A 19,776-nucleotide genomic window follows, 5' to 3' on the forward strand; every position below is an offset into this window, starting at 1 on the left:
GCGCTATCCTTTCGGATATGGAACAGTTCTGTTGCACCATTGCCCTGTCCCTGGGGGCAAGGGACAGCAGGTTCTCCAGCCCGCTATGACTTGATCCAACAGCTCTATGGACAGGTCCCGATGCCCCGCACCTTTCAAATTCCCTCCTTCGCAAAGAACCTCTTTGCCTACAGTGCGTCTGAGGCGGCTGCAAAGGTTTCGCGGCTTCTGGTGGTTGTCGCAGTGGCGCGCACGCTCGACCTGGATCAGATCGGCATTGCCGCGGCAGCCCTGGCGGCGGCCGATATTGTCAAGTCGCTGACGGAAAATGGCGTCATTCAAAAGATCATCGCGGCCCCGCAGGCTCAGCTGCAGCAGACCTGTGCTACCGCGCACCGTATTTTCTGGGTCTGGTGCGTCGGATTGTTTTTGCTTCAGTCGCTGGCGGGGCTAGTGCTTTATGCCAGCGGCGGCAGCGTCATGCTGCTGGCACTGGTGCTTCTTCTGGCGGGTGAATACCTGTTCATGCCCGCCGGGATGGTGCAGGCGGGCCTCGCCATGCGGGCAGGAAAGCTGCGCCAGACTGCAGCCATTTCGGGCACACAGATAGTGGCGTCAAACCTGATGTCGGTGGTGATGGCGCTGCTTTGGCCGTCCGCCTTGGTGCTGGTGCTGCCGCGCCTGCTGACAGCGCCGTTCTGGCTGGTCGCAATGCGCCGCCTGCATCCCTGGAGCCCCGATCCGTCCCAAGGCTATGCACCGCTGCGCCCGTTCCTAGCCTATGGGTGGGCGGTTCTGGGCGTCGAACTGGTCAAGGCGCTGCGCCTGCAGGCCGACAAGGTGATCGTGGGCGCGCTGATGGGGGCAGAGACGCTTGGCCTCTATTTCATGGCCTTCAATGCCGGTCTCAGCCTATCCAACTCCTTCACCGTGGCTTTCTCCACTGTTCTGTTCCCGCATCTCTGCGCCAGCGCCGACAAGCTGCAGGCATTGCGCCAAAGCGTGCTGCTGGCGATCGGGATCATCGCACCGGCTGTCATCACGCAGTCGCTGCTGGCACCGCTCTATGTCCCGGTTCTGTTCGGGGCGGGCTGGAAAGGCATCGAAGGTGTTGTGTCGATCCTGTGCTTGGTTGCGATCCCGACCACGCTGTGGTCCGCAACCGCGGGCTGGCTGCGGGCAAACGGCAAGCCGGGCCAGGAATTCCGGGTCACGCTTGCCACCACCGGGGCGCTGATACTGAACACCTGCCTGCTTGCGCCCCATGGTCTGACAGCGGTCGCCACAGGCTATGCCGTTGTCGCCGCGCTGATGATGACGGGCGCATCGCTGCCAACCCTTTCCAGGGCCTTCCGCCACCGCACCGCAGAGGTTTGAGACATGCCATATATTTCCGCTGTCATTCCCAGCTTCAACGCTGCCGCCACGATTCGGGAAACCCTGGCCGGGCTCCAGGCTCAAACCTGCGCCGATTGGGAGGCGATCGTGGTTGATGACGGGTCCACGGATGAGACCCGCGCCCTGGTGCGGGCCGCTGCCGCTGCCGATGCCCGGATCCAGCTGGTGCAAAACCCCGGAAAGGGCCCCAGTGCGGCCCGCAACTGCGGCGCAATGGAGCACGCCTGCGGTGATGTGATCGCGTTCTGCGATGCGGACGATATCTGGCACCGGGAAAAGCTATCGCAGCTCCGTGCGAGCTTCCGGCAGGGGGCCGCCGATGGAGCCTATGGGCGGATCGGTTTCTTCCGCGCCACCCCCGCAGATGCCAGCGTGTTTTCAACAGTTCCCGAGCAGGATCTGAACATCGCCATGCTGCTCGGGGAAAACCCGGTCTGCACCATGTCCAACTTTGCCGTGCGGCGCAGGGTCTTTGCGGCGAGCGGCGGCTTTGACGAGGCAATGGTCCACAACGAAGATCTGGAGTGGCTGATCCGCCTGGTTGGCGGCGGCGCGCGGGTGACCGGAATCGACAGCCTGCATACCTACTACCGCACTTCCGTTGGCGGATTGTCGACGGATCTTGAGGCAATGCGGGCAGGCCGTGAACAGGCAATTGCAACTGCCGCCGGTTTTGGCGTGGTTCCAAGCGCCGCCTCTCATGCCATTCACCACCGCTACCTTGCCCGCCGGGCACTTCGTCTGAATGGGGCACCGGCTTATGCGTTGAAACAATCTGTGTCCGGCATTCTCAAAAGCCCGCGCGGATTTTTTTCCCCGTTCCGCAGGGGCGGCCTGACCTTGGCCGGCTCACTGCTGGCGCCGTTCCTGCCCCGGCCCCTGCGCCGGAACCTGTTTTCCCGTTAACTTTTTCGAGGTTCACAACCATGGCCTTCACATCGATTGTCGTTCCCGCTTTCAATGCCGAGAAAACGCTCGCTGACACTCTTCTTTCCTTGCAGAGGCAAACCAGAACGGAGTTTGAGGTCATTGTGGTCAATGACGGCTCCACAGACACAACCGCCGCGATTGCCGCGGGCTTCTGCAGCGACCCGCGCTTTCGCGTGGTTCACCAGAAAAACCGCGGCCTTGCTGGAGCGCGCAACTCGGGTATTGCTGGCGCACAGGGCGATGTAGTGGCGTTTTGCGACGCAGACGACATGTGGGAGCCGGGAAAGCTGGCCCGCCATATCAGCCACCTGGATGCCAAGCCCCATGTAGGCATAAGCTATGCCGGATCTGCTTTCATCTCGGAAGATGGCGCCCTTACGGGCCAGGCGCAGCGGCCTCGGCTGCAGAACATCAATGCCAAGCACATTTTCAAGCGCAACCCGGTCGGCAACGGCTCTGCCGCCGTGATCCGGCGGGCTGTGTTTGACGAAATCGCCTTCCGGCCCCGGTCCGAGACCGGACGCGACTGGTATTTCGACGAGACTTTCCGCCAATCCGAGGACATCGAATGCTGGCTGCGGATTGCCTTGACGACCAACTGGGCGTTCGAAGGGATCCCGGGCCTGCTCACACGCTACCGGATCAATTCAGGCGGGCTTTCGGCGGCGACTGACCGCCAGCTTGCCGCCTGGGAACGGATGGTTCGCAAGCTGTCACAGATCAACCCCAAGTTTTTTGCGCAAGAAACAGATGTGGCGCGGGCATATCAGCTCCGCTACCTCAACCGGCGCGCCATCAGCGATCTGGACAGCCGCCGCGCAGTAGGTCTTGCCAGGGCGTGGCTTGCCTGCTCCCTGCGGCCGCTTTGGGAGGAGCCGTTGAAGTCCGGGGCAACCCTGGCGGCGACTGCGCTGCTTGCCGTGACCGGGCCGAAGGCTTTGCGAAAGACAATGAAACTGGCCGCACGGGCACACCGGAACGAGGCCATGTCATGACCGTTATCCGTGTAACCCACTTGGTTGATGACACCACTGCAGGCGGAGTGATGCGCGTCATCAGTCACATGATGACAACGCCTGATCTTACGCGCGAGGCTGATCACAGCTTGCTGGAGGTGAAACGGAACAGGCTTTGCATAGGGCGGGTGGAAGCGGATGTGATCGTTTCGCATCTTGCGATCAGCTGGCGCCTTCTCCCCTTGCTGGCCGCCTTGCGTGTCATGAACCCCACAGCACGGCTTGTTCATGTCGAGCACAGCTACACCAAGTGCTTCACAGCTCTAAATGTCAGGCGGAAACGGCGGTTCGGCGCTCTCCTCAAGCTTTCATATGCCCTGTTCCACGATGTCGTTGCCGTCAGTGCCGCGCAGGGGAAGTGGCTGAGGGATGAGGGTTTCGTGCGGCCGGCCGCCCTGCATGTCATTCCCTCCTGCGTTGGTCTGTCTGCTTTCCGGGAACTGGCACCGCCAGAGGGCGCGGTAAAGACAATCGGTGCCATTGGGCGGCTGGAACCGCAGAAGGGATTTGATATCCTGATCAAGGCTTTCCGCGAACTCAGCGATCCCGGCATTGCCCTTCATATCTATGGTCAGGGGGCGGAGGAGACGTTGCTCCGCGACCTTGCCGCCGGCGATCACCGCATACATTTCAAAGGATTTGCCTCCGACCCGGTTGCGGCGATGGCTGACCTGGACGCCGTGGTAATGTCGTCGCGATGGGAGGCCTACGGGCTGGTTGCGATTGAAACCCTGGCAGCGGGACGCAGGCTGCTTGTCAGCAACGTCGATGGACTTACGGATCACTTGCCCCATGGAGCCGCACTGGTTGACGGCGCAGGAATTAAACCCTGGCAGAGCGCATTAGAAGAGCTTTTTGCAGCACCACCGCGCCCCCGCGGGCCAAGGCACGCTCACAACTACGAAAGTCATTTTTCCGACTGTTGGAAATCGCTGTTTTTGTCTCCTGTCATTGCTTCACAGTGAGGGTTTTCACCAGATCGCATCCGCGAAGCTTGCTATCAATTGCCACGTTGAACAGTGCTAGATCGCGCAGGTTGCCCGCCAGTTCGAGCCACGCGCGGATCGCCCAGACCTGTTTCGGCAACAGTGGCCGTTTCTGGCCGATGATCCGGCCCTTGTTCCAGGCTCTTCGTTTCGGGATGACAGCGGGAAGTTGGACTCTTGGCATAGTGCTCCCGCCAACCCCAGACATCATTACCGCGCTGACGATGTCATCGTACAAGCGGAGTGGATGCCTGTTCTCGGAAGTCATCCGAGAACACCATTTCTGCCGATGCATTCGGCGGCAGTGAGCCCAGCATGTACCTTGGATTTTCCCGCCGCGTGCGCTTGCAGCGCGGAAGTTGCGGCAACAGCGACAAACTTACCGCCGCATTGCGGCTGCGAAACATGCCGTTCATGTCGGGGGAAGAAAACCCGAAACTAAAAATTCATGCCACAAGACTCAAAGACCATACTCCGCCCGTCAGCAACCTCGGCCAAGGCAGCTGACGGTGTAAGTAAGCTAGCTGGGGGTACAGACAGCTCGGTACCCCGGGTCGCCCTTTTTAGAGAGGGTGGAAAACAGCAATTGCCTTCCACCTGGATATCAGGATGCCTTTGGTGAGCCTTTTCAGTCAGGCTTCAGCGCCTTCAACAATCACGATGTTGGCGATGCCCGCATCAATGCGGTGATTTTTTGCAGCTTGGTATTCAGACGAATTATAGCAGGCGAGCGCGGCCTCCAGCGTGTCGAACTCGATTACAACATTACGCAGATGGCCGTCGCCTTCGAGCTGCTCGCAGGTTCCACCGCGCGCCAGCACCCGCGCGTTGAACTTTCGGAAAGCCTCCGTCGCCCCGGCGGCATAAAGGGCATAGGGCTCGGGATCCGTCACCGTGACATGTGCAATCCAGTAGGCTTTGGGCATTGGGCATTCTTTCAGATTAATGTCTGCAGCACGCGCCGGAGCGGATTTTCCGCTCCGGAGCCTTGTCTTACCTGTTCAGGATCTTCGACAGCACCAGATAGGCGGCACCGGCCACGAACAGGCCCACGAACCAGGCATAGGTATAGATCGTGGCGAAGAAGTCCGAGGTACCGGCGGTGAGGCCAACACCTGCCAGGAAGCCCGGCAGGTTCGGCAGGATGCCGATCACCAGCGCCCAGACACCGGCCCAGTTGGTGCCGTTGCTGCCGGAGTAGATGCCGTTCATCTTGAACAGATCGGCCACTTCCAGCTTGGTCTTGCGCAGCAGGTAGTAGTCCGCCAGCATCACGCCCGCAATCGGACCCAAGAGCGCCGAATAGGCGATCAGCCAGCCGATGATGTGGTTCACCAGGATCCAGGGGAACATGGCAATGCCGATGCCCGCGGTGATGTAGCCGCCGCGCTTGAGGTTGATCTTGCTGGGCGCCAGGTTCGAGAACCCGTGCGCAGGTGCCACCACATTGGCTGCCAGGTTGGTGGTCAGCGTCGCCACGATCAGCGCAAACAGCGCGATGATCACCGAAAATCCGCCCATCTTCTCGGACAGCTGGATCGGATCCCAGATCGCCTCGCCGTAGATCACTACAGTGGCCGAGGTCACGGCAGAGGCGATGAAGGCAAACAGCGCCATCGGAACCGGCAGGCCGACCAATTGGCCCAGCAGCTGGTCCTTCTGGCTGCGCGCGTGGCGGGTAAAGTCGGGAATGTTCAGCGCCAGGGTCGCCCAGAAGCCGATCATGCCGGTGAGGCTCGGCCAGAACACCACCCAGAACTGGCCTTCCTGCGGCTGGCCGGGATCAAAGGCGCTGGGGGTCGACAGCATCTCTCCGAAGCCGCCCGCGTTGACATAGGCCCAGGCCAGCAGTGCCAGCCCCATCGCCAGCAAGAACGGTGCCGCATAGGTCTCCAGCCAGCGGATCGACTCGGTGCCATTTGCAATGAAGTAGAGATGCAGCGCCCAGAAGGCGAGGAAACAAATGAACTCGCCCGCGCTGATGCCCAGCACCGGCAGCGCCTCGCCCGCCAGCGCGCCGCCCGTGAGGGTGTTCAGGATCACAAAGATCGCCGAACCGCCAACCCAAGTTTGAATGCCGAACCAGCCGCAGGCAACGATACCGCGGGCCACCGCCGGAATCTTGGCGCCGCTGGGTCCGAAGGACGAGCGCAGAAGCACCGGAAAGGGTATGCCGTATTTGGTGCCCGCATGGCCAACCAGCACCATTGGGATCAGCACGATGGCATTGGCCGCCAGAATGGTCAGCACCGCCTGGTCCCAGCTCATGCCCGATCCGATCAGGTAGGAGGCCAGCAGATAGGTCGGGATACAGACCACCATGCCGACCCAAAGCGCGGCAATCGCCAGCCAGTCCCAGGTGCGTTCCACCGCCGTTGTGGGCAGCTGGTCCTCGTTATACAGTTCCGGGTCGATCCCGGTCAGATCGGTCCGCGGCGGCGCCTCGGCGCCGGATGCGGAAAACCCGCTGGTGATATCAGCCATTTTCAGTTTCCTCCCTGTTATTGGCTTACTGCCGCCCTGTCCTCCACAGGGCCGCAGATGCGAAAGCACCCGGCCTGTGCCGGGGGTATGATCAGACGCAGGCCGGCATGTTTTCAGCCGAACGCACGACCTGGCGCGGTGCGGTCACCTCTTTCCACTTGGACAGCGCCTTGTTGACTTCGGGGTACGCGGGCCGGTCCACAAACCGCCCGTGGCCCGGGGTGGCGCAGACGGTGCCGTCATCTACCGCCACCTCGCCGCAGCTGAGCGTGTAGCGGGGCAGGCCGGTGACCTCGCGGCCAGAGAACACGTTGTATTCCACAACCGATTGCTGGGTTTCTGGAGAAATCACCTTGGATTTCTTGGGATCCCACACCACCAGGTCGGCGTCGGAGCCTTCCACAATCGCTCCTTTTCGCGGGTAGATATTGAGGATCTTGGCGATATTGGTGGAGGTGACGGCGACAAACTCGTTCGGAGTCAATCGGCCTGTATTCACTCCCTCGTTCCAAAGGACCGGCATCCGGTCCTCAAGGCCGCCGGTGCCGTTCGGAATTTTGGTGAAGTCATCGATGCCAAAGCGTTTCTGATCCACGGTAAATGCACAGTGGTCGGTCGCCACAACCTGCAGGGAGCCTGCCTGCAGACCGGCCCACAGGCTGTCCTGATGCGCCTTGTCCCGGAATGGCGGCGACATCACCCGCTGCGCGGCGTGGTCCCAGTTGGGATGGCGGTATTCGCTTTCGTCCAGCACCAGATGCTGGATCAGCGGCTCGCCAAAGACCCGCATTCCCTTCTGGCGTGCCCGGCGGATCGCCTCATGCGCCTGTTCGCAGGAGGTATGCACGACATACAGCGGCACACCCGCCATGTCGGCGATCATGATAGCGCGGTTGGTGGCCTCGCCCTCAACCTCCGGCGGGCGCGACAGCCCATGCCCCTCCGGCCCGGTGATACCGTCGGCCAGCAGCTTCTGCTGCATGGTGGCCACCACATCGCCGTTTTCCGCATGCACCATCGGCAGCGCCCCCAGCGCGGCGCAGCGGCGGAACGAGTCGAACAGCTCGTCATCGTCCACCATCAGCGCGCCTTTGTAGGCCATGAAGTGCTTGAAGGAGTTGATGCCGAGATCCACAACCTGCTGCATCTCGTTGAACACCTGCTCGCTCCACCAGGTCACCGCCATGTGGAAGGAGTAGTCGGCGCAGGCGCGTTTCGACTTGGCGTGCCAGGCCTCCAGCGCCGCCAGCATAGACTGGCCGGGGCTGGGAAGGCAGAAGTCCACCACCATGGTGGTGCCGCCCGCAAGGCCCGCGCGGGTGCCGCTTTCAAAATCATCCGCCGAATGGGTGCCCATGAAGGGCATCTCCAAATGCACATGCGGATCAATGCCGCCCGGCATGACATAACAGCCTTCGGCCTCCAGCACCCTGTCGCCGCTGAGGCCCGCGCCGATCTGCACGATTTTGCCATCCTCGATGGCGACATCAGCGGCATAGCTGCGGTCGGCGGCAACAATGGTGCCGCCCTTGATCACGGTTCTCTGACTCATGCCGATTACTCCACGATCTCTGCGGTTTCCAGCACGGCGTGCAGCAGCACATCCGTCCCCGCCGCCGCCCATTCGCGGCTGATTTCCTCGTCCTCGTTATGGCTCAGTCCATCGACGCAGGCGCACATCACCATTGCAGTCGGCGCCACCTTGTTGATCCAGCAGGCATCATGCCCCGCGCCGGAGATGATATTGCGGTGCGAATAGCCCAGCTTCTCCGCCGCACGGCGCACAGCATCCACACAGCCCTCGTCAAAGGTGACCGGGTCGAAATGCCCTGCCCGTTCGATCTCCAGCCCCAGTTCCAGCTCCTCGGCAATCTTCGCCGCACCCTCGCGCAGGCGCTGCTCCATATCGGTCTGGGTGTCAAAGCTGGGCGAACGGAAGTCGATGGTGAACACCACCTTGCCCGGAACAATGTTACGGCTGTTGGGGTAATAGTCGCAGTGGCCAACGGCACCGACAGCGTCGGGCTGGTGGCTCATCGCGATTTCATGCACCAGATCGGTGATCCGCGCCGCGCCAAGGCCCGCATTGCGGCGCATCGGCATCGGGGTGGAACCGGTGTGCGCCTCTTGCCCTGTCAGCGTCACCTGAAGCCAGTTCAGGCCCTGGCCGTGAGTGACGACACCAATGTCCTTGCCCTCGGCCTCCAGGATCGGGCCCTGCTCGATGTGCAATTCAAACATCGCGTGCATCTTGCGGCTGCCCACCGGCTCATCACCCTTGTAGCCGATCCGGGCCAGCTCCTCGCCGAATGTCTTGCCCTCGGCGTCCTCGCGCCCGTAGGCCCAGTCCTGGGTATGAACGCCGGCAAAGACGCCGGAGGATAGCATCGCGGGAGCAAACCGCGTGCCTTCCTCATTGGTCCAGTTCACCACCACGATGGGACGGCGCGGGGTGATGCCCTGATCGCGGATCGAGCGCACCACCTCAAGCCCCGCCAGCACGCCCAGCACGCCATCGTATTTGCCGCCCGTCGGCTGGGTGTCCAGATGGCTGCCCATCATCACCGGGTCCAGATCCGGCTCGGCGCCCTCAAGGCGGGCAAACATGTTGCCCATGCTGTCGACGCCCACCGTCATGCCGGCCTCTTCACACCAGCGCTTGAACAGGTCGCGGCCTTCCTTGTCGGCATCGGTCAACGTCTGGCGGTTGTTGCCGCCGCGCACCCCTGGGCCCTTCTGCGCCATTTCCATAAGCGAATCCCACAGGCGGCTGCCATTGATGCGGGCGTTGCTTTGCACGTCTTTCATGTTGTCTCTCCCTTGGCGGCTGCCGGCCCCGCACGCTCCTCCGCGGCGGACCGGCAGCCGGTTGGTCACGCGATGAGCGACTCGGCCAGGATGCCGATCAGCTCGTCGATTTCAGATTTTTCGATGATCAGCGGCGGCGACATGGCAATGATGTCGCCGGTTGTGCGCAGATGCGCCCCCCTGTCCCAGGCCCGCAGATAGGTGTCAAAGGCGCGTTTGGTCGGCTGGCCCGCAACCGGCTCCAGCTCCACCGCGCCCACCAGGCCGGAACAGCGGATGTCCGCCACATGCGGCAGGCCCTTGAGGCTGAACAGCGCCTCGGTCCAATAGTCCTCCAGCCCTGCGGCCCGCTCAAACAGCTGTTCCTCGCGGTAGGTGTCCAGCGCCGCCAGCGCTGCCGCGCAGGCGACCGGATTGCCGGAGTAGGTATAGCCGTGAAACAGCTCGATCAGGTTCTCCGGACCGGTCATGAAGGCATCGTGGATCTCGCTGCTGATCATAACCGCACCCATCGGAATGACACCATTGGTCAGCCCCTTGGCGGTGGTGATCATGTCCGGCTCGACGCCATAGTAATCCGCGCCAAACGCGCGGCCCAGGCGGCCATAGGCCGTGATCACCTCGTCGAAAATCAACAGGATGCCATGCTCGCGGGTGATCTCGCGCAGCCGCTCCAGGTACCCCTTCGGCGGCAGGATCACCCCGGCGGAACCCGCCATCGGCTCGACGATCACCGCGGCAATGGTTTCGGCCCCGTGCAGCTCGATCAGCCGCACCAGATCCTCCGCCAGCTCCGCGCCATGTTCCGGCTGGCCCTTGGTAAAGGCGTTGCGCTCCGGATCATGGGTGTGGCGCAGGTGGTCGACCCCGGTCAGCAGGCTGCCGAAATGCCGGCGGTTGTTGACGATGCCACCGACCGAGATGCCGCCGAAATTGACCCCGTGATAGCCTTTCTCGCGCCCGATCAGCCGGGTGCGGCCCGGCTCGCCCTTGGCCTTGTGGTAGGCCAGCGCGATCTTCAGCGCGGTCTCCACCGATTCAGAGCCGGAGTTGGTGAAGAACACGTGGTTCAGATCGCCCGGCGCCAAATCCGCCAGCCGTGCGGCCAGCTCAAACGCCTTGGGGTGGCCCATCTGGAAGGCCGGCGCATAGTCCAGTTCAGTGACCTGCTTCTGCACCGCCTCGGTGATGCGCGGCGCGGCGTGGCCTGCATTGACGCACCACAGGCCCGCGGTGCCATCCATCACCTTGCGCCCGTCGGTGGTGGTGTAATACATGCCCTCGGCCGAGGCGACCATGCGCGGGTTCTCCTTGAAATGCCGGTTGGCGGTGAAGGGCATCCAATAGGCGTCCATGGCGTTTGCGCGTTTTGGATCAGTGGTCATATCCAAATCCTTTTCTTGAGAGTGTTCAGGCCGCAATCTGGTTCAGCAGCGTATCGAGGCTCTGCTTTGCATCGCCATAGACCATGCGGGTGTTTTCCTTGAAGAACAGGGGGTTCTCGATGCCGGAGTAGCCGGTGCCCTGGCCGCGCTTGGAGACAAACACCTGTTTCGCCTTCCAGCATTCCAAGACCGGCATGCCCGCGATCGGCGAGTTGGGGTCTTCCTGGGCGGCGGGGTTGACGATGTCGTTGGAGCCGATGACGATGGCCACGTCGGTGTCCGGGAAGTCCTCGTTGATCTCGTCCATTTCCAAGACGATGTCGTAAGGCACTTTGGCCTCGGCCAGCAGCACGTTCATGTGGCCCGGCAGGCGGCCCGCAACCGGGTGGATGGCAAAGCGCACCTCTTTGCCCTTGGCGCGCAGGCGGCGGGTCAGCTCAGCCACGTTCTGCTGCGCCTGGGCCACCGCCATGCCGTAGCCGGGGATGATGATGACGCTGTCGGCCTCATCCAGCGCGGTGGCAACGCCGTCGGCGTCGATGGCGATCTGCTCGCCTTCCACTTCCATCGCGGGACCGGTGGTGCCGCCGAAGCCGCCCAGGATCACGCTGACGAAGGAGCGGTTCATCGCCTTGCACATGATGTAGGAGAGGATCGCACCGGAGGAGCCCACCAGCGCGCCGACCACGATCAGCAGGTCGTTGCCCAGCGAGAAGCCGATCGCCGCCGCGGCCCAGCCGGAGTAGCTGTTCAGCATCGAGACCACCACCGGCATGTCGGCGCCGCCGATGCCCATGATCAGGTGGTAGCCGATGAACAGCGCCGCCAGGGTCATCAGGAACAGCGGCAGGAAGCCGCCGGAGCTGAAGTACCAGATCAGGCAGAGGAAGGAGAGGCCCGCCGCGCCCGCGTTCAGCATATGGCCGCCCGGCAGCTTGGTGGCAGCCGAGGTGACCTTGCCCGCCAGCTTGCCAAAGGCGATGACCGAGCCGGTGAAGGTGATGGCGCCGATGAAGATGCCGAGGAACAGCTCAACCCGCAGGAAGGAGATCTCTGCCGGGGTCTTCTTGGCAATCAGCTTGGCAAAGGTGCCGAGGTCTTCGGTGCTGCCCGCGGCCACGGCGGCCGCCACATTGCCGATCTCAAAATGGGCGATGAAGCCCACAAAGACCGCAGCCAGACCGACCAGCGAGTGCATCGCGGCAACCAGCTGCGGCATCTCGGTCATCTGGACCTTCTTGGCGACATAGGTGCCGATGATGCCGCCGCCCGCGATCAGCAGGATCGACAGCAGCCACAGGCCGGAACCGGGGCCGATCAGGGTGGCGAAAACCGCCAGCCCCATGCCGGCAATGCCGTACCAGACCGCGCGCTTGGCGCTTTCCTGGTTCGACAGGCCGCCCAAGCTGAGGATGAAAAGAACAGCCGCAACGACATAGGCGGCGGTGGTGAAACCGTAATCCATTTGTTCGGCCCCTCTTTTAAGATTTCTGGAACATGGCGAGCATGCGCCGGGTGACGAGGAAGCCGCCGAAGATGTTGATCCCGGCCATGAAAACGCTGAGCGCCGCCAAGAGGATCACCAGGAAGCTGCCCGATCCGATCTGCATCAAGGCGCCCAGGATGATGATCGAGGAGATCGCGTTGGTCACAGCCATCAGCGGCGTGTGCAGCGAATGCGCAACGCCCCAGATCACCTGGAAGCCCACGAAACAGGCCAGCGCAAAGACGATGAAATGCTGCATGAAGCTGACCGGCGCGAACAGCCCGACCAGCAAGAGGAGCGCACCGCCGCCTGCCAGCAGGGTGACCTGGCTCTTGGTCTGCGCCTTGAAGGCCTCAACCTCCTTGGCGCGTTTTTCTTCCGGCGTCAGCTCCGGCACGGCCTCCTTGGGTTTGGCCGCAATGGCCTGCACCTTGGGCGGCGGCGGCGGGAAGGTGATCTCGCCCTCAAACGTGACGGTGGCGCCGCGGATCACGTCGTCTTCCATGTTGTGGTTGACCTGGCCGTCTTTCTCCGGCGTGAGGTCGGCCATCATGTGGCGGATGTTGGTGGCGTAAAGCGACGAGGACTGCGCCGCCATCCGGGACGGGAAATCGGTGTAGCCGATGATGGTGACGCCGTTGTCGGTCACGACCTTCTCATCCGCGACGGTCAGCTTGCAGTTGCCGCCCTTTTCCGCCGCCAGATCAACGATCACCGAACCCGGCTTCATTGCGGCAACCATATCCTCGGTCCACAGCTCCGGCGCTTCACGGTTGGGGATCAGCGCGGTGGTGATGACGATGTCCATCTCCGGCGCCAGCTCGCGGAACTTGGCGAGCTGCGCTTCGCGGAACTCCGGCGAGGAGACCGCCGCATAGCCGCCGGTGGCAGCGCCGTCCTGCTGCTCTTCCTCGAAGTCCAGATAGACAAACTCGGCCCCCATCGACTCGACCTGCTCAGCCACTTCAGGCCGCACGTCGAAGGCATAGGTCACCGCGCCCAAACTGGTCGAGGTGCCGATGGCGGCAAGCCCCGCCACCCCGGCGCCGACCACCAGAACCTTGGCAGGCGGCACCTTGCCTGCCGCGGTGATCTGGCCGGTGAAGAAGCGGCCGAAATTGTTGCCCGCCTCGATCACCGCGCGGTAGCCCGCGATATTGGCCATCGACGACAGCGCGTCCATCTTCTGCGCGCGCGAAATCCGCGGCACCATTTCCATGGCGATGACGTTGGCCTTCTTCGACTTGGCCAGCTCCATCCCCTCTTCATTCCCTGCCGGGTTGAAGAAGGAGATCAGCGTCTTGCCCTTGGTCAGCCGCTTCAGCTCGGTTGCATCCGGCTGGCGCACCTTGGCGACAATATCGCAGGCCTTCCACAGCGCTGCCGGGGTCTTGATGACCTCAACGCCTGCCGCCTCATAGGCCGCATCGGAAAAGCCCGCAGCGGCGCCCGCCCCGGCCTCAATCGCGCACTCATAGCCCAGCTTCTGCAGCTGCTTCGCCGAATCCGGCGTCATCGCAACCCGGTTTTCACCCGGCGCCAGCTCTTTTGGCGTTCCAATCAGCACGGCCGTTCTCCTCCCATTGCGCCAGACCCGCCCCACAGGTGAGTCGGATGGCATCATTCATCATGTTTCTTTTTTTACCAGATAGTCAAATTTTTAGTTTTCAGTCAACAAAATTGTACCACGTAAGCAGGTATTCAACATTTTTTTGCTTTGTTTTCTATAGTTACAGTATTTTGCAGGCATGTTTTTTATCTACTAGTCAAATTTAAGGTTGACAGAATCCAGGAGTCCCACAAACCTGAAAGCAGGAGGAGCCCATGAACATTCAACTGACCAAACCAAGTGAATCCTGGGCGGCGGCCGGGGACCTGCATGACTTGATGGCCCGTGCCCGCCAGATCCGCGATGCCCATTGGGGGCGCACCGTCACCTATTCCCGCAAGGCCTTTGTGCCGCTGACCAACATGTGCCGCGACACCTGCGGCTATTGCACCTTCGTCAAGCATCCCGACTCGCCCGAAGCGAACATCATGACGCCGGAGCAGGTGCTTGCCACGGCCCGCCGCGGTGAGCGGGAAGGCTGCAAGGAGCTGCTGTTCAGCCTCGGCGAGAAACCGGAACTGCGCTACGAGAAGGCGCGCAAAGCACTGGAGCGGCTCGGCTATTCCAGCCTGACCGCCTATCTGGCCGAGATGTGCGCGCTGGTGCTGCGGGAAACCGCGCTGCTGCCGCATGTGAACGCAGGCACGCTGACCAGCGAAGAGATTGACCTCTTGCGGCCGGTCTCTGCCTCGATGGGGATGATGCTGGAAACCGTCAGCCGCCGCCTGACCCGCAAGGGCCAGCCGCATTATGCCTGCCCCGACAAGGTGCCGGTGCAGCGGCTGCGCACGCTAGAACGGGCGGGCGAGAAGAAAGTGCCCTTCACCACCGGCCTGCTGATCGGCATCGGCGAGACTTTTGAAGAGCGTATCGAGGCGCTGCACGCGATCAACGGCGCCCACGCCCGCCACGGCCACATCCAGGAAGTGATCATCCAGAACTTCCAGCGCAAGCCAGATATCGCCATGGCGAACCACCCGGAGCCGCCGCTGGAAGACATGCTGCGCACCATCGCGGCGGCCCGCATCATCCTGTCGCCGGACATCAGCCTGCAGGCGCCGCCGAACCTCAGCGCCCGCCATCCGGCCTACCTGGACGCAGGCATCAACGACTGGGGCGGCATCTCGCCGGTCACCATCGACTTCATCAATCCGCAGCATGAATGGCCGGAGATCCGCCAGCTTGCCGCCTCCTGCACCCAGGCCGGGTTCCAGCTGCGCGAGCGGCTGACGGTCTACCCCAGCTACCTGGCCGCCGGCAGCGGCTTCATCGACCCGGAAATTCTGGCCCGCGCCTCCGGCATGGCGCAGGCCAACGGACTGGCACGCGACCAGCAGCACATGGGAGAAACAGCATGACCATCCAACCCCCCGCAGAGAAGTTTGCCGCAGTCCCGGCGGCCGTCAGCGCCGCCTCCGCTCCGGTTCGCGCCATTCTGGAACTGGCGTTGGAAGGCGGCGAGGTGTCAGAAGCCGAAGGCACAGAGCTGTTCCGCACCACCGGCGCTGACGCCGAAGCGGTCTATGCGGTGGCCGACGAACTGCGCCGCCGCGCCAACGGCGGCCACGTCTCCTTTGTGGTCAACCGCAACATCAACTTCACCAACATCTGCTACATGGGCTGCCGCTTTTGCGGCTTTGCCAAACGGTCCGAGGACAAGGACGCCGAGTGGCTGGAGCCCGCCCAGATCATCGAGCGCGCGCAGCAGGCCTGGGACCGCGGCGCGACCGAGGTCTGCATCCAGGGCGGGCTGCACCCCAAGATGGAAGGCACCTATTACCGCGACATCGTGCGCGCCATCAAGGCGGCGCTGCCCGACATGCATATCCACGCCTTCTCGCCGTTTGAGATTTGGTACGGTGCCTCCAAGACCAAGATGTCCTATCATGACTTCCTGGCCGATCTGAAGGCGGCGGGCCTCGGCTCGATGCCCGGCACCGCGGCGGAAATCCTCGATACCGAAGTGCGGATGCAGCTGACCAAGAACAAGCTGAGCGCCGAGAAATGGGTGGAGATCATCCGCGCCGCGCATGACGTCGGCATCCCGACCACTGCCACCATCATGTACGGCCATATCGACGGGCCGGAGCATTGGGCGGCGCACATCCGCCTTTTGCGCGACATCCAGAAAGACACCGGCGGCTTTACCGAACTAGTGCCACTGTCCTTTGTGCACACGGAATCGCCCCTTTGGGCACAGAACCCGGACACCGTGCGCCCCGGCCCCACCGCGCTGGAGGTGGACCTGATGCACGCGGTCTCGCGCATCATGCTGCACGGCTGGATCGACAACATCCAGGTCAGCTGGACCAAGCTGGGCGCGGCCCGGGCGCAACAGATGCTGTCGCGCGGCGTCAACGACCTCGGCGGCACGCTGATGAACGAAAGCATCTCGCGCGCGGCCGGGTCGGACCACGGCCAGGAAATCACCGCCCGCGAGCTGGCGCAGATCATCCGCGCCGCGGGCCGGGTGCCGGTGCGCCGCAACACCATCTACGAGGTGCGCGAGGTTTATGAGCATCACGACCCCGAGGTGATCGCGCCGCTGGTGGACCGCCAGGGCCGTGACCCGCTGGCCTTCCTGGAAATGTTCCCGGAGCGCCCCGCGCTGGAGGCGGCGGAATGAGCGGCGCAGGCAAGCATAAGGTGACGCTGCTGGCCGGCGGCGTCGGCGGCGCCAAGATGGCCGAGGGGCTGGCAGCCCTGCCGGATGTGCAGCTCTCGGTGATCGGCAATGTGGCGGATGACGATGCCTTCCACGGCCTCTGGGTCTCGCCCGATATCGACACGCTGACCTACAGCCTTGCGGATGTGATCGACCGCAGCCAGGGCTGGGGCGTCGCGGATGAGGGCCACCGGGCGCTGGAAACGCTGACCAAACTGGGCGCGGACACCTGGATGTCGCTGGGCGACCGCGACTTCGGCCTGCACATCTACCGCACCATGCGGCGGCTTCGCGGCGACCGGCCCAGCGAGATCGCCCGTGACGTTGCCCGCGCCTTTGGCGTCACGGCAGAGATCCTGCTGCCCACCGACGGCACCGTGCAAACCCGGGTGCGCACCGATGCGGGCTGGCTGAGTTTCCAGGAGTATTTCGTGCGCGAACGCTGCGCGCCGGAGGTCCGGGAACTGGCCTTCGAAGGCCTCGCCCGGGCCCGCCCAACGCCGGAGGCGCTGGAGGCAATCCGCGCAGCAGACCTGATCGTGATTGCACCGTCCAATCCGCTGGTCAGCATTGCCCCGATCTTGGGCATTCCAGGCATAGCGGACGCGGTGCAGGCCTCCGCCGCGCCCAAGATCGCTGTCAGCCCCTTCATTGACGGCAAGGTTGTGAAAGGCCCCGCCGACCGGATGATGCAGGCGCTGGGGGAGCAGACAGACGCGCTTGGCGTTGCCCGCCGCTACCGCGGCCTCGCCGGTACATTGTTCATCGACCACGCCGACGCGTCGCTGGCGGGCGCCATCCGCGCCGAAGGGCTGGAGCCGGTCTGCAGCCGCATCCTGATGAAAACCCATGAGGACAAGACCCGGCTGGCCCGCGAAATCGTCGACCTGGCATTTGCTCCGGTCCATCTGGAGGCAACCGCATGACCCCGCAACAAGGTACCGGCAAGCGGCTCGCCGTGATCCCGATGAAGGACCCGTCAAAGGCCAAGACCCGGCTCGCCGTCGCCCTCACCCCGCAGGAGCGCAGGGTGCTGGCGGAAGGGCTGTTCCAGGCCACCGTCGCGAAACTGCAAGAGGCCCTGGCCCGCCTCCCCGGCGGCACGGCGGATATTGCCGTGGTCAGCAACAGCCCGGTGATTGCCCGGATCGCCCGTCAGGGCGGCCTCATCTGCATCGACGACCAGGACCCCGGCGCGCTGTCGCTGGCAGTGGAGGCCGCCGCCGTTTGGGCGGCACAGCAGGGATACAGTGCGCTTTGCGTTCTGCCCGGCGATCTCGCCGCCCCGTCCACGGACGACCTCACCCGGCTGCTGGCACACCCGCTGGATAACAACAGCGCGCTGTTCTGCCCGGCCAAGGATCTGGGGACCAATGCACTGCTGGCGCCCCTGCCCTGCCCCTTCCCGTTCCGCTACGGGCCGAAGTCTCTGATCGCGCATCTGCACGCGGCAGAGGCCGCCGGGCTTTGCCCCCGGGTGCTGCCGCTGGCCAGCCTCCGCATTGACGTCGATACAGCCGAGGATCTTGATCACCTGCTGGCCCATAACCCGCAGGCACTGGCGCGGGAGGGCGCGCAATGAGCCTTTCCGTCTCTCTCACCGCCATTCCCGGTGTGCCGGACATCCGCAACGGCGACGATCTAGCCGCGGTTCTGGGCGATTGCCTGGACCGGGCCGGCATGCCGCTCAAACGCGGCGACATCCTTTGCGTCGCGCAAAAAGTCTTCTCCAAGGCCGAGGACTGCATCATCCCGCTGGCCTCGGTGACGCCGTCGGCGGAGGCGCTGAAATACGCCGAAGAGCTGAACAAGGACCCGCGCAAGGTCGAGATCGTCCTGCGCGAAAGCACCCGCGTGGTGCGCGCCTTCCGCCGCCCGGACCAGAACGAGGGCACGATGATCTGCGAGCACCGGCTCGGCTTCATCTCAGCCAATGCGGCGGTGGATGAGTCGAATTTCGGCGAGGAAGATGCGGCGATGATACTGCCGCCCGATCCGGATGCCAGCTGCGCCCGGCTGCAGCAGGATCTGTCGCACCGTTTTGACGCCGAGATCGGCGTGGTAATGACCGACACCTTCGGTCGCCCCTGGAGGCTGGGCCAGGTCAATGTGGCGATCGGCCTGGCCAAAGTGCCCGCGACCATCCGCGAACAGGGCAAAAGCGACGCCTGGGGCCGCCCGCTGCAGGTGACTGAACCGGCACTGGCCGATGAAATCGCCGCCGCCTCGGGGCTGGTGGTGCGCAAGAACGGAAAGACACCGGCGGTGCTTCTGCGCGGGCTCGACTGGCAGCCCGCCGACAGCCGCGGCGCCGACATACTCAGGAAAAAACAGGAGGATATGTTCCGATGAGGATCGCAATCATTGGCGGCACCGGGCCGCAGGGACAGGGTCTGGCTTTGCGCTTTGCCCGCGCCGGCATCAATGTGGCTCTGGGTTCGCGCGACGGTGAGCGCAGCGCCGGCATCGCAGCAGAGCTGATGGCGAAACTGCCCGCGGGCGCCGCCGAAATCACCGGCCTCGGCAATGAAGCCGCCACCGCAGCTGCGGATGAGATGGTGATCCTCGCGGTGCCATTCTCCGCCCACAACGCCACGCTCAAGGCGCTGAAGCCGGGCCTTGCGGGCAAGATCCTGGTCGACATCGTGGTGCCGCTCAAGGAAGGCGACCCCAAGAAGGTGGAAATGCCGCCCGAAGGCTCCGCCACCGAGGCCGCGCAGGCGCTCCTAGGCGACGAGATCCCGGTGATCGGCGCGCTGCACAACGTGTCGGCCACCACGCTCAACAACCTGGACTGGCCGATCAACTGCGACATCCTGGTCTGCGGCAACAGCCTGCCTGCCCGCAAGAAGGTGATGGAGCTGGTCGGCGCGCTGGATGTCCAGGCCTACAACGCCGGCGACGCCGAGGCCGCCCGCTGCATCGAGGCGATCACCCCGATCCTGATCCGCCAGAACATTTCCAAGGCGGTGCCCTTCACCCATGCGGGCATCCGCATCTGGGCCCCCGATCACTGAGATTCCAACGAGG

General features: G+C 63.5%; 18 protein-coding genes and 1 pseudogene. 11 read left to right on the forward strand and 8 right to left on the reverse strand.

Annotated features, from left to right (window positions below; all coding sequences use genetic code 11):
* The first annotated feature begins 120 nt into the window (after positions 1 to 120).
* Genes GC1_RS07860 through GC1_RS07875 form a run of 4 tightly spaced genes read left to right on the forward strand, consistent with a single transcriptional unit; the run spans position 121 to position 4,288 of the window.
* Positions 121 to 1,356, forward strand: coding sequence for an oligosaccharide flippase family protein (locus GC1_RS07860; protein ID WP_019296433.1), 1,236 nt, complete (start codon positions 121 to 123; stop codon positions 1,354 to 1,356).
* 3 nt (positions 1,357 to 1,359) lie between these two features.
* The gene (locus GC1_RS07865; RefSeq protein ID WP_019296434.1) at positions 1,360 to 2,283 is read left to right on the forward strand and encodes a glycosyltransferase family 2 protein; all 924 of its coding nucleotides are present in this window, start codon (positions 1,360 to 1,362) and stop codon (positions 2,281 to 2,283) included.
* A 20-nt stretch (positions 2,284 to 2,303) separates the two neighbouring features.
* Positions 2,304 to 3,302 carry a glycosyltransferase family 2 protein gene (locus GC1_RS07870; RefSeq protein WP_019296435.1) on the forward strand — a complete coding sequence of 333 codons (999 nt, stop codon included), beginning with the start codon at positions 2,304 to 2,306 and terminating at the stop codon, positions 3,300 to 3,302.
* A complete protein-coding gene (locus GC1_RS07875; protein ID WP_019296436.1) occupies positions 3,299 to 4,288 on the forward strand; it encodes a glycosyltransferase in 990 nt (329 codons plus the stop codon). Before GC1_RS07870 ends, GC1_RS07875 begins: the two co-directional genes overlap by 4 nt.
* Before the next feature lie 4 nt (positions 4,289 to 4,292).
* On the opposite strand, the pseudogene GC1_RS07880 reads toward GC1_RS07875, so the two are convergent.
* Positions 4,293 to 4,493: pseudogene (locus tag GC1_RS07880) on the reverse strand (integrase); the annotation flags it as partial.
* Positions 4,494 to 4,624: 131 nt separating this feature from the next.
* Here GC1_RS07880 and GC1_RS22425 point away from each other — a divergent pair.
* The gene (locus tag GC1_RS22425; RefSeq protein WP_152610591.1) at positions 4,625 to 4,816 is read left to right on the forward strand and encodes a hypothetical protein; all 192 of its coding nucleotides are present in this window, start codon (positions 4,625 to 4,627) and stop codon (positions 4,814 to 4,816) included.
* Between the two features lie 125 nt (positions 4,817 to 4,941).
* On the opposite strand, the gene GC1_RS07885 is transcribed toward GC1_RS22425, so the two are convergent.
* The 7 genes from GC1_RS07885 to GC1_RS07915 form a co-directional block, all read right to left on the reverse strand.
* Positions 4,942 to 5,235 carry a DUF1330 domain-containing protein gene (locus GC1_RS07885; protein ID WP_019296438.1) on the reverse strand — a complete coding sequence of 98 codons (294 nt, stop codon included), beginning with the start codon at positions 5,233 to 5,235 and terminating at the stop codon, positions 4,942 to 4,944.
* A gap of 67 nt (positions 5,236 to 5,302) precedes the next feature.
* Positions 5,303 to 6,793 (reverse strand): NCS1 family nucleobase:cation symporter-1, encoded by a 1,491-nt coding sequence (locus tag GC1_RS07890; RefSeq protein WP_019296439.1) that lies wholly within the window; start codon positions 6,791 to 6,793, stop codon positions 5,303 to 5,305.
* Between the two features lie 91 nt (positions 6,794 to 6,884).
* On the reverse strand, positions 6,885 to 8,345 hold the full coding sequence (gene hydA, locus GC1_RS07895; RefSeq protein ID WP_019296440.1) for a dihydropyrimidinase: 1,461 nt from the start codon (positions 8,343 to 8,345) through the stop codon (positions 6,885 to 6,887).
* A gap of 5 nt (positions 8,346 to 8,350) precedes the next feature.
* Positions 8,351 to 9,601 (reverse strand): Zn-dependent hydrolase, encoded by a 1,251-nt coding sequence (locus GC1_RS07900; RefSeq protein ID WP_019296441.1) that lies wholly within the window; start codon positions 9,599 to 9,601, stop codon positions 8,351 to 8,353.
* 65 nt (positions 9,602 to 9,666) lie between these two features.
* Positions 9,667 to 10,986 carry an aspartate aminotransferase family protein gene (locus tag GC1_RS07905; RefSeq protein ID WP_019296442.1) on the reverse strand — a complete coding sequence of 440 codons (1,320 nt, stop codon included), beginning with the start codon at positions 10,984 to 10,986 and terminating at the stop codon, positions 9,667 to 9,669.
* A 25-nt stretch (positions 10,987 to 11,011) separates the two neighbouring features.
* On the reverse strand, positions 11,012 to 12,451 hold the full coding sequence (locus tag GC1_RS07910; protein ID WP_039498523.1) for an NAD(P)(+) transhydrogenase (Re/Si-specific) subunit beta: 1,440 nt from the start codon (positions 12,449 to 12,451) through the stop codon (positions 11,012 to 11,014).
* 16 nt (positions 12,452 to 12,467) lie between these two features.
* Positions 12,468 to 14,039, reverse strand: coding sequence for a Re/Si-specific NAD(P)(+) transhydrogenase subunit alpha (locus tag GC1_RS07915; RefSeq protein WP_039498525.1), 1,572 nt, complete (start codon positions 14,037 to 14,039; stop codon positions 12,468 to 12,470).
* 257 nt (positions 14,040 to 14,296) lie between these two features.
* On the opposite strand from GC1_RS07915, the gene cofG reads away from it, so the two are divergent.
* The 6 genes from cofG to npdG are packed head-to-tail and all read left to right on the forward strand — an operon-like array spanning position 14,297 to position 19,763.
* Positions 14,297 to 15,439, forward strand: coding sequence for a 7,8-didemethyl-8-hydroxy-5-deazariboflavin synthase CofG (cofG, locus tag GC1_RS07920; RefSeq protein WP_019296530.1), 1,143 nt, complete (start codon positions 14,297 to 14,299; stop codon positions 15,437 to 15,439).
* Complete coding sequence (gene cofH, locus GC1_RS07925) at positions 15,436 to 16,707, forward strand: 5-amino-6-(D-ribitylamino)uracil--L-tyrosine 4-hydroxyphenyl transferase CofH (protein WP_019296529.1); 1,272 nt, start codon at positions 15,436 to 15,438, stop codon at positions 16,705 to 16,707. Before cofG ends, cofH begins: the two co-directional genes overlap by 4 nt.
* Positions 16,704 to 17,672 (forward strand): 2-phospho-L-lactate transferase, encoded by a 969-nt coding sequence (cofD, locus tag GC1_RS07930; protein ID WP_019296528.1) that lies wholly within the window; start codon positions 16,704 to 16,706, stop codon positions 17,670 to 17,672. Before cofH ends, cofD begins: the two co-directional genes overlap by 4 nt.
* A complete protein-coding gene (cofC, locus tag GC1_RS07935; protein WP_019296527.1) occupies positions 17,669 to 18,328 on the forward strand; it encodes a 2-phospho-L-lactate guanylyltransferase in 660 nt (219 codons plus the stop codon). The genes cofD and cofC overlap by 4 nt, the downstream gene beginning before the upstream one ends.
* Complete coding sequence (cofE, locus tag GC1_RS07940) at positions 18,325 to 19,098, forward strand: coenzyme F420-0:L-glutamate ligase (RefSeq protein WP_019296526.1); 774 nt, start codon at positions 18,325 to 18,327, stop codon at positions 19,096 to 19,098. The genes cofC and cofE overlap by 4 nt, the downstream gene beginning before the upstream one ends.
* Positions 19,095 to 19,763, forward strand: coding sequence for an NADPH-dependent F420 reductase (gene npdG / locus GC1_RS07945; RefSeq protein ID WP_019296525.1), 669 nt, complete (start codon positions 19,095 to 19,097; stop codon positions 19,761 to 19,763). The genes cofE and npdG overlap by 4 nt, the downstream gene beginning before the upstream one ends.
* Positions 19,764 to 19,776 lie beyond the last annotated feature (13 nt).

Origin of the sequence: Leisingera sp. ANG1 (assembly GCF_000203975.2) — a bacterium.
Lineage (GTDB): Bacteria > Pseudomonadota > Alphaproteobacteria > Rhodobacterales > Rhodobacteraceae > Leisingera.

Coding starts and splice junctions, on each gene's coding strand:
- GC1_RS07860 (WP_019296433.1), top strand. CDS start 121: ATGCCCCGCACCTTTCAAATTCCCTCCTTCGCAAAGAACCTCTTTGCC.
- GC1_RS07865 (WP_019296434.1), top strand. CDS start 1,360: ATGCCATATATTTCCGCTGTCATTCCCAGCTTCAACGCTGCCGCCACG.
- GC1_RS07870 (WP_019296435.1), top strand. CDS start 2,304: ATGGCCTTCACATCGATTGTCGTTCCCGCTTTCAATGCCGAGAAAACG.
- GC1_RS07875 (WP_019296436.1), top strand. CDS start 3,299: ATGACCGTTATCCGTGTAACCCACTTGGTTGATGACACCACTGCAGGC.
- GC1_RS22425 (WP_152610591.1), top strand. CDS start 4,625: ATGTACCTTGGATTTTCCCGCCGCGTGCGCTTGCAGCGCGGAAGTTGC.
- GC1_RS07885 (WP_019296438.1), bottom strand. CDS start 5,235: ATGCCCAAAGCCTACTGGATTGCACATGTCACGGTGACGGATCCCGAG.
- GC1_RS07890 (WP_019296439.1), bottom strand. CDS start 6,793: ATGGCTGATATCACCAGCGGGTTTTCCGCATCCGGCGCCGAGGCGCCG.
- hydA (WP_019296440.1), bottom strand. CDS start 8,345: ATGAGTCAGAGAACCGTGATCAAGGGCGGCACCATTGTTGCCGCCGAC.
- GC1_RS07900 (WP_019296441.1), bottom strand. CDS start 9,601: ATGAAAGACGTGCAAAGCAACGCCCGCATCAATGGCAGCCGCCTGTGG.
- GC1_RS07905 (WP_019296442.1), bottom strand. CDS start 10,986: ATGACCACTGATCCAAAACGCGCAAACGCCATGGACGCCTATTGGATG.
- GC1_RS07910 (WP_039498523.1), bottom strand. CDS start 12,451: ATGGATTACGGTTTCACCACCGCCGCCTATGTCGTTGCGGCTGTTCTT.
- cofG (WP_019296530.1), top strand. CDS start 14,297: ATGAACATTCAACTGACCAAACCAAGTGAATCCTGGGCGGCGGCCGGG.
- cofH (WP_019296529.1), top strand. CDS start 15,436: ATGACCATCCAACCCCCCGCAGAGAAGTTTGCCGCAGTCCCGGCGGCC.
- cofD (WP_019296528.1), top strand. CDS start 16,704: ATGAGCGGCGCAGGCAAGCATAAGGTGACGCTGCTGGCCGGCGGCGTC.
- cofC (WP_019296527.1), top strand. CDS start 17,669: ATGACCCCGCAACAAGGTACCGGCAAGCGGCTCGCCGTGATCCCGATG.
- cofE (WP_019296526.1), top strand. CDS start 18,325: ATGAGCCTTTCCGTCTCTCTCACCGCCATTCCCGGTGTGCCGGACATC.
- npdG (WP_019296525.1), top strand. CDS start 19,095: ATGAGGATCGCAATCATTGGCGGCACCGGGCCGCAGGGACAGGGTCTG.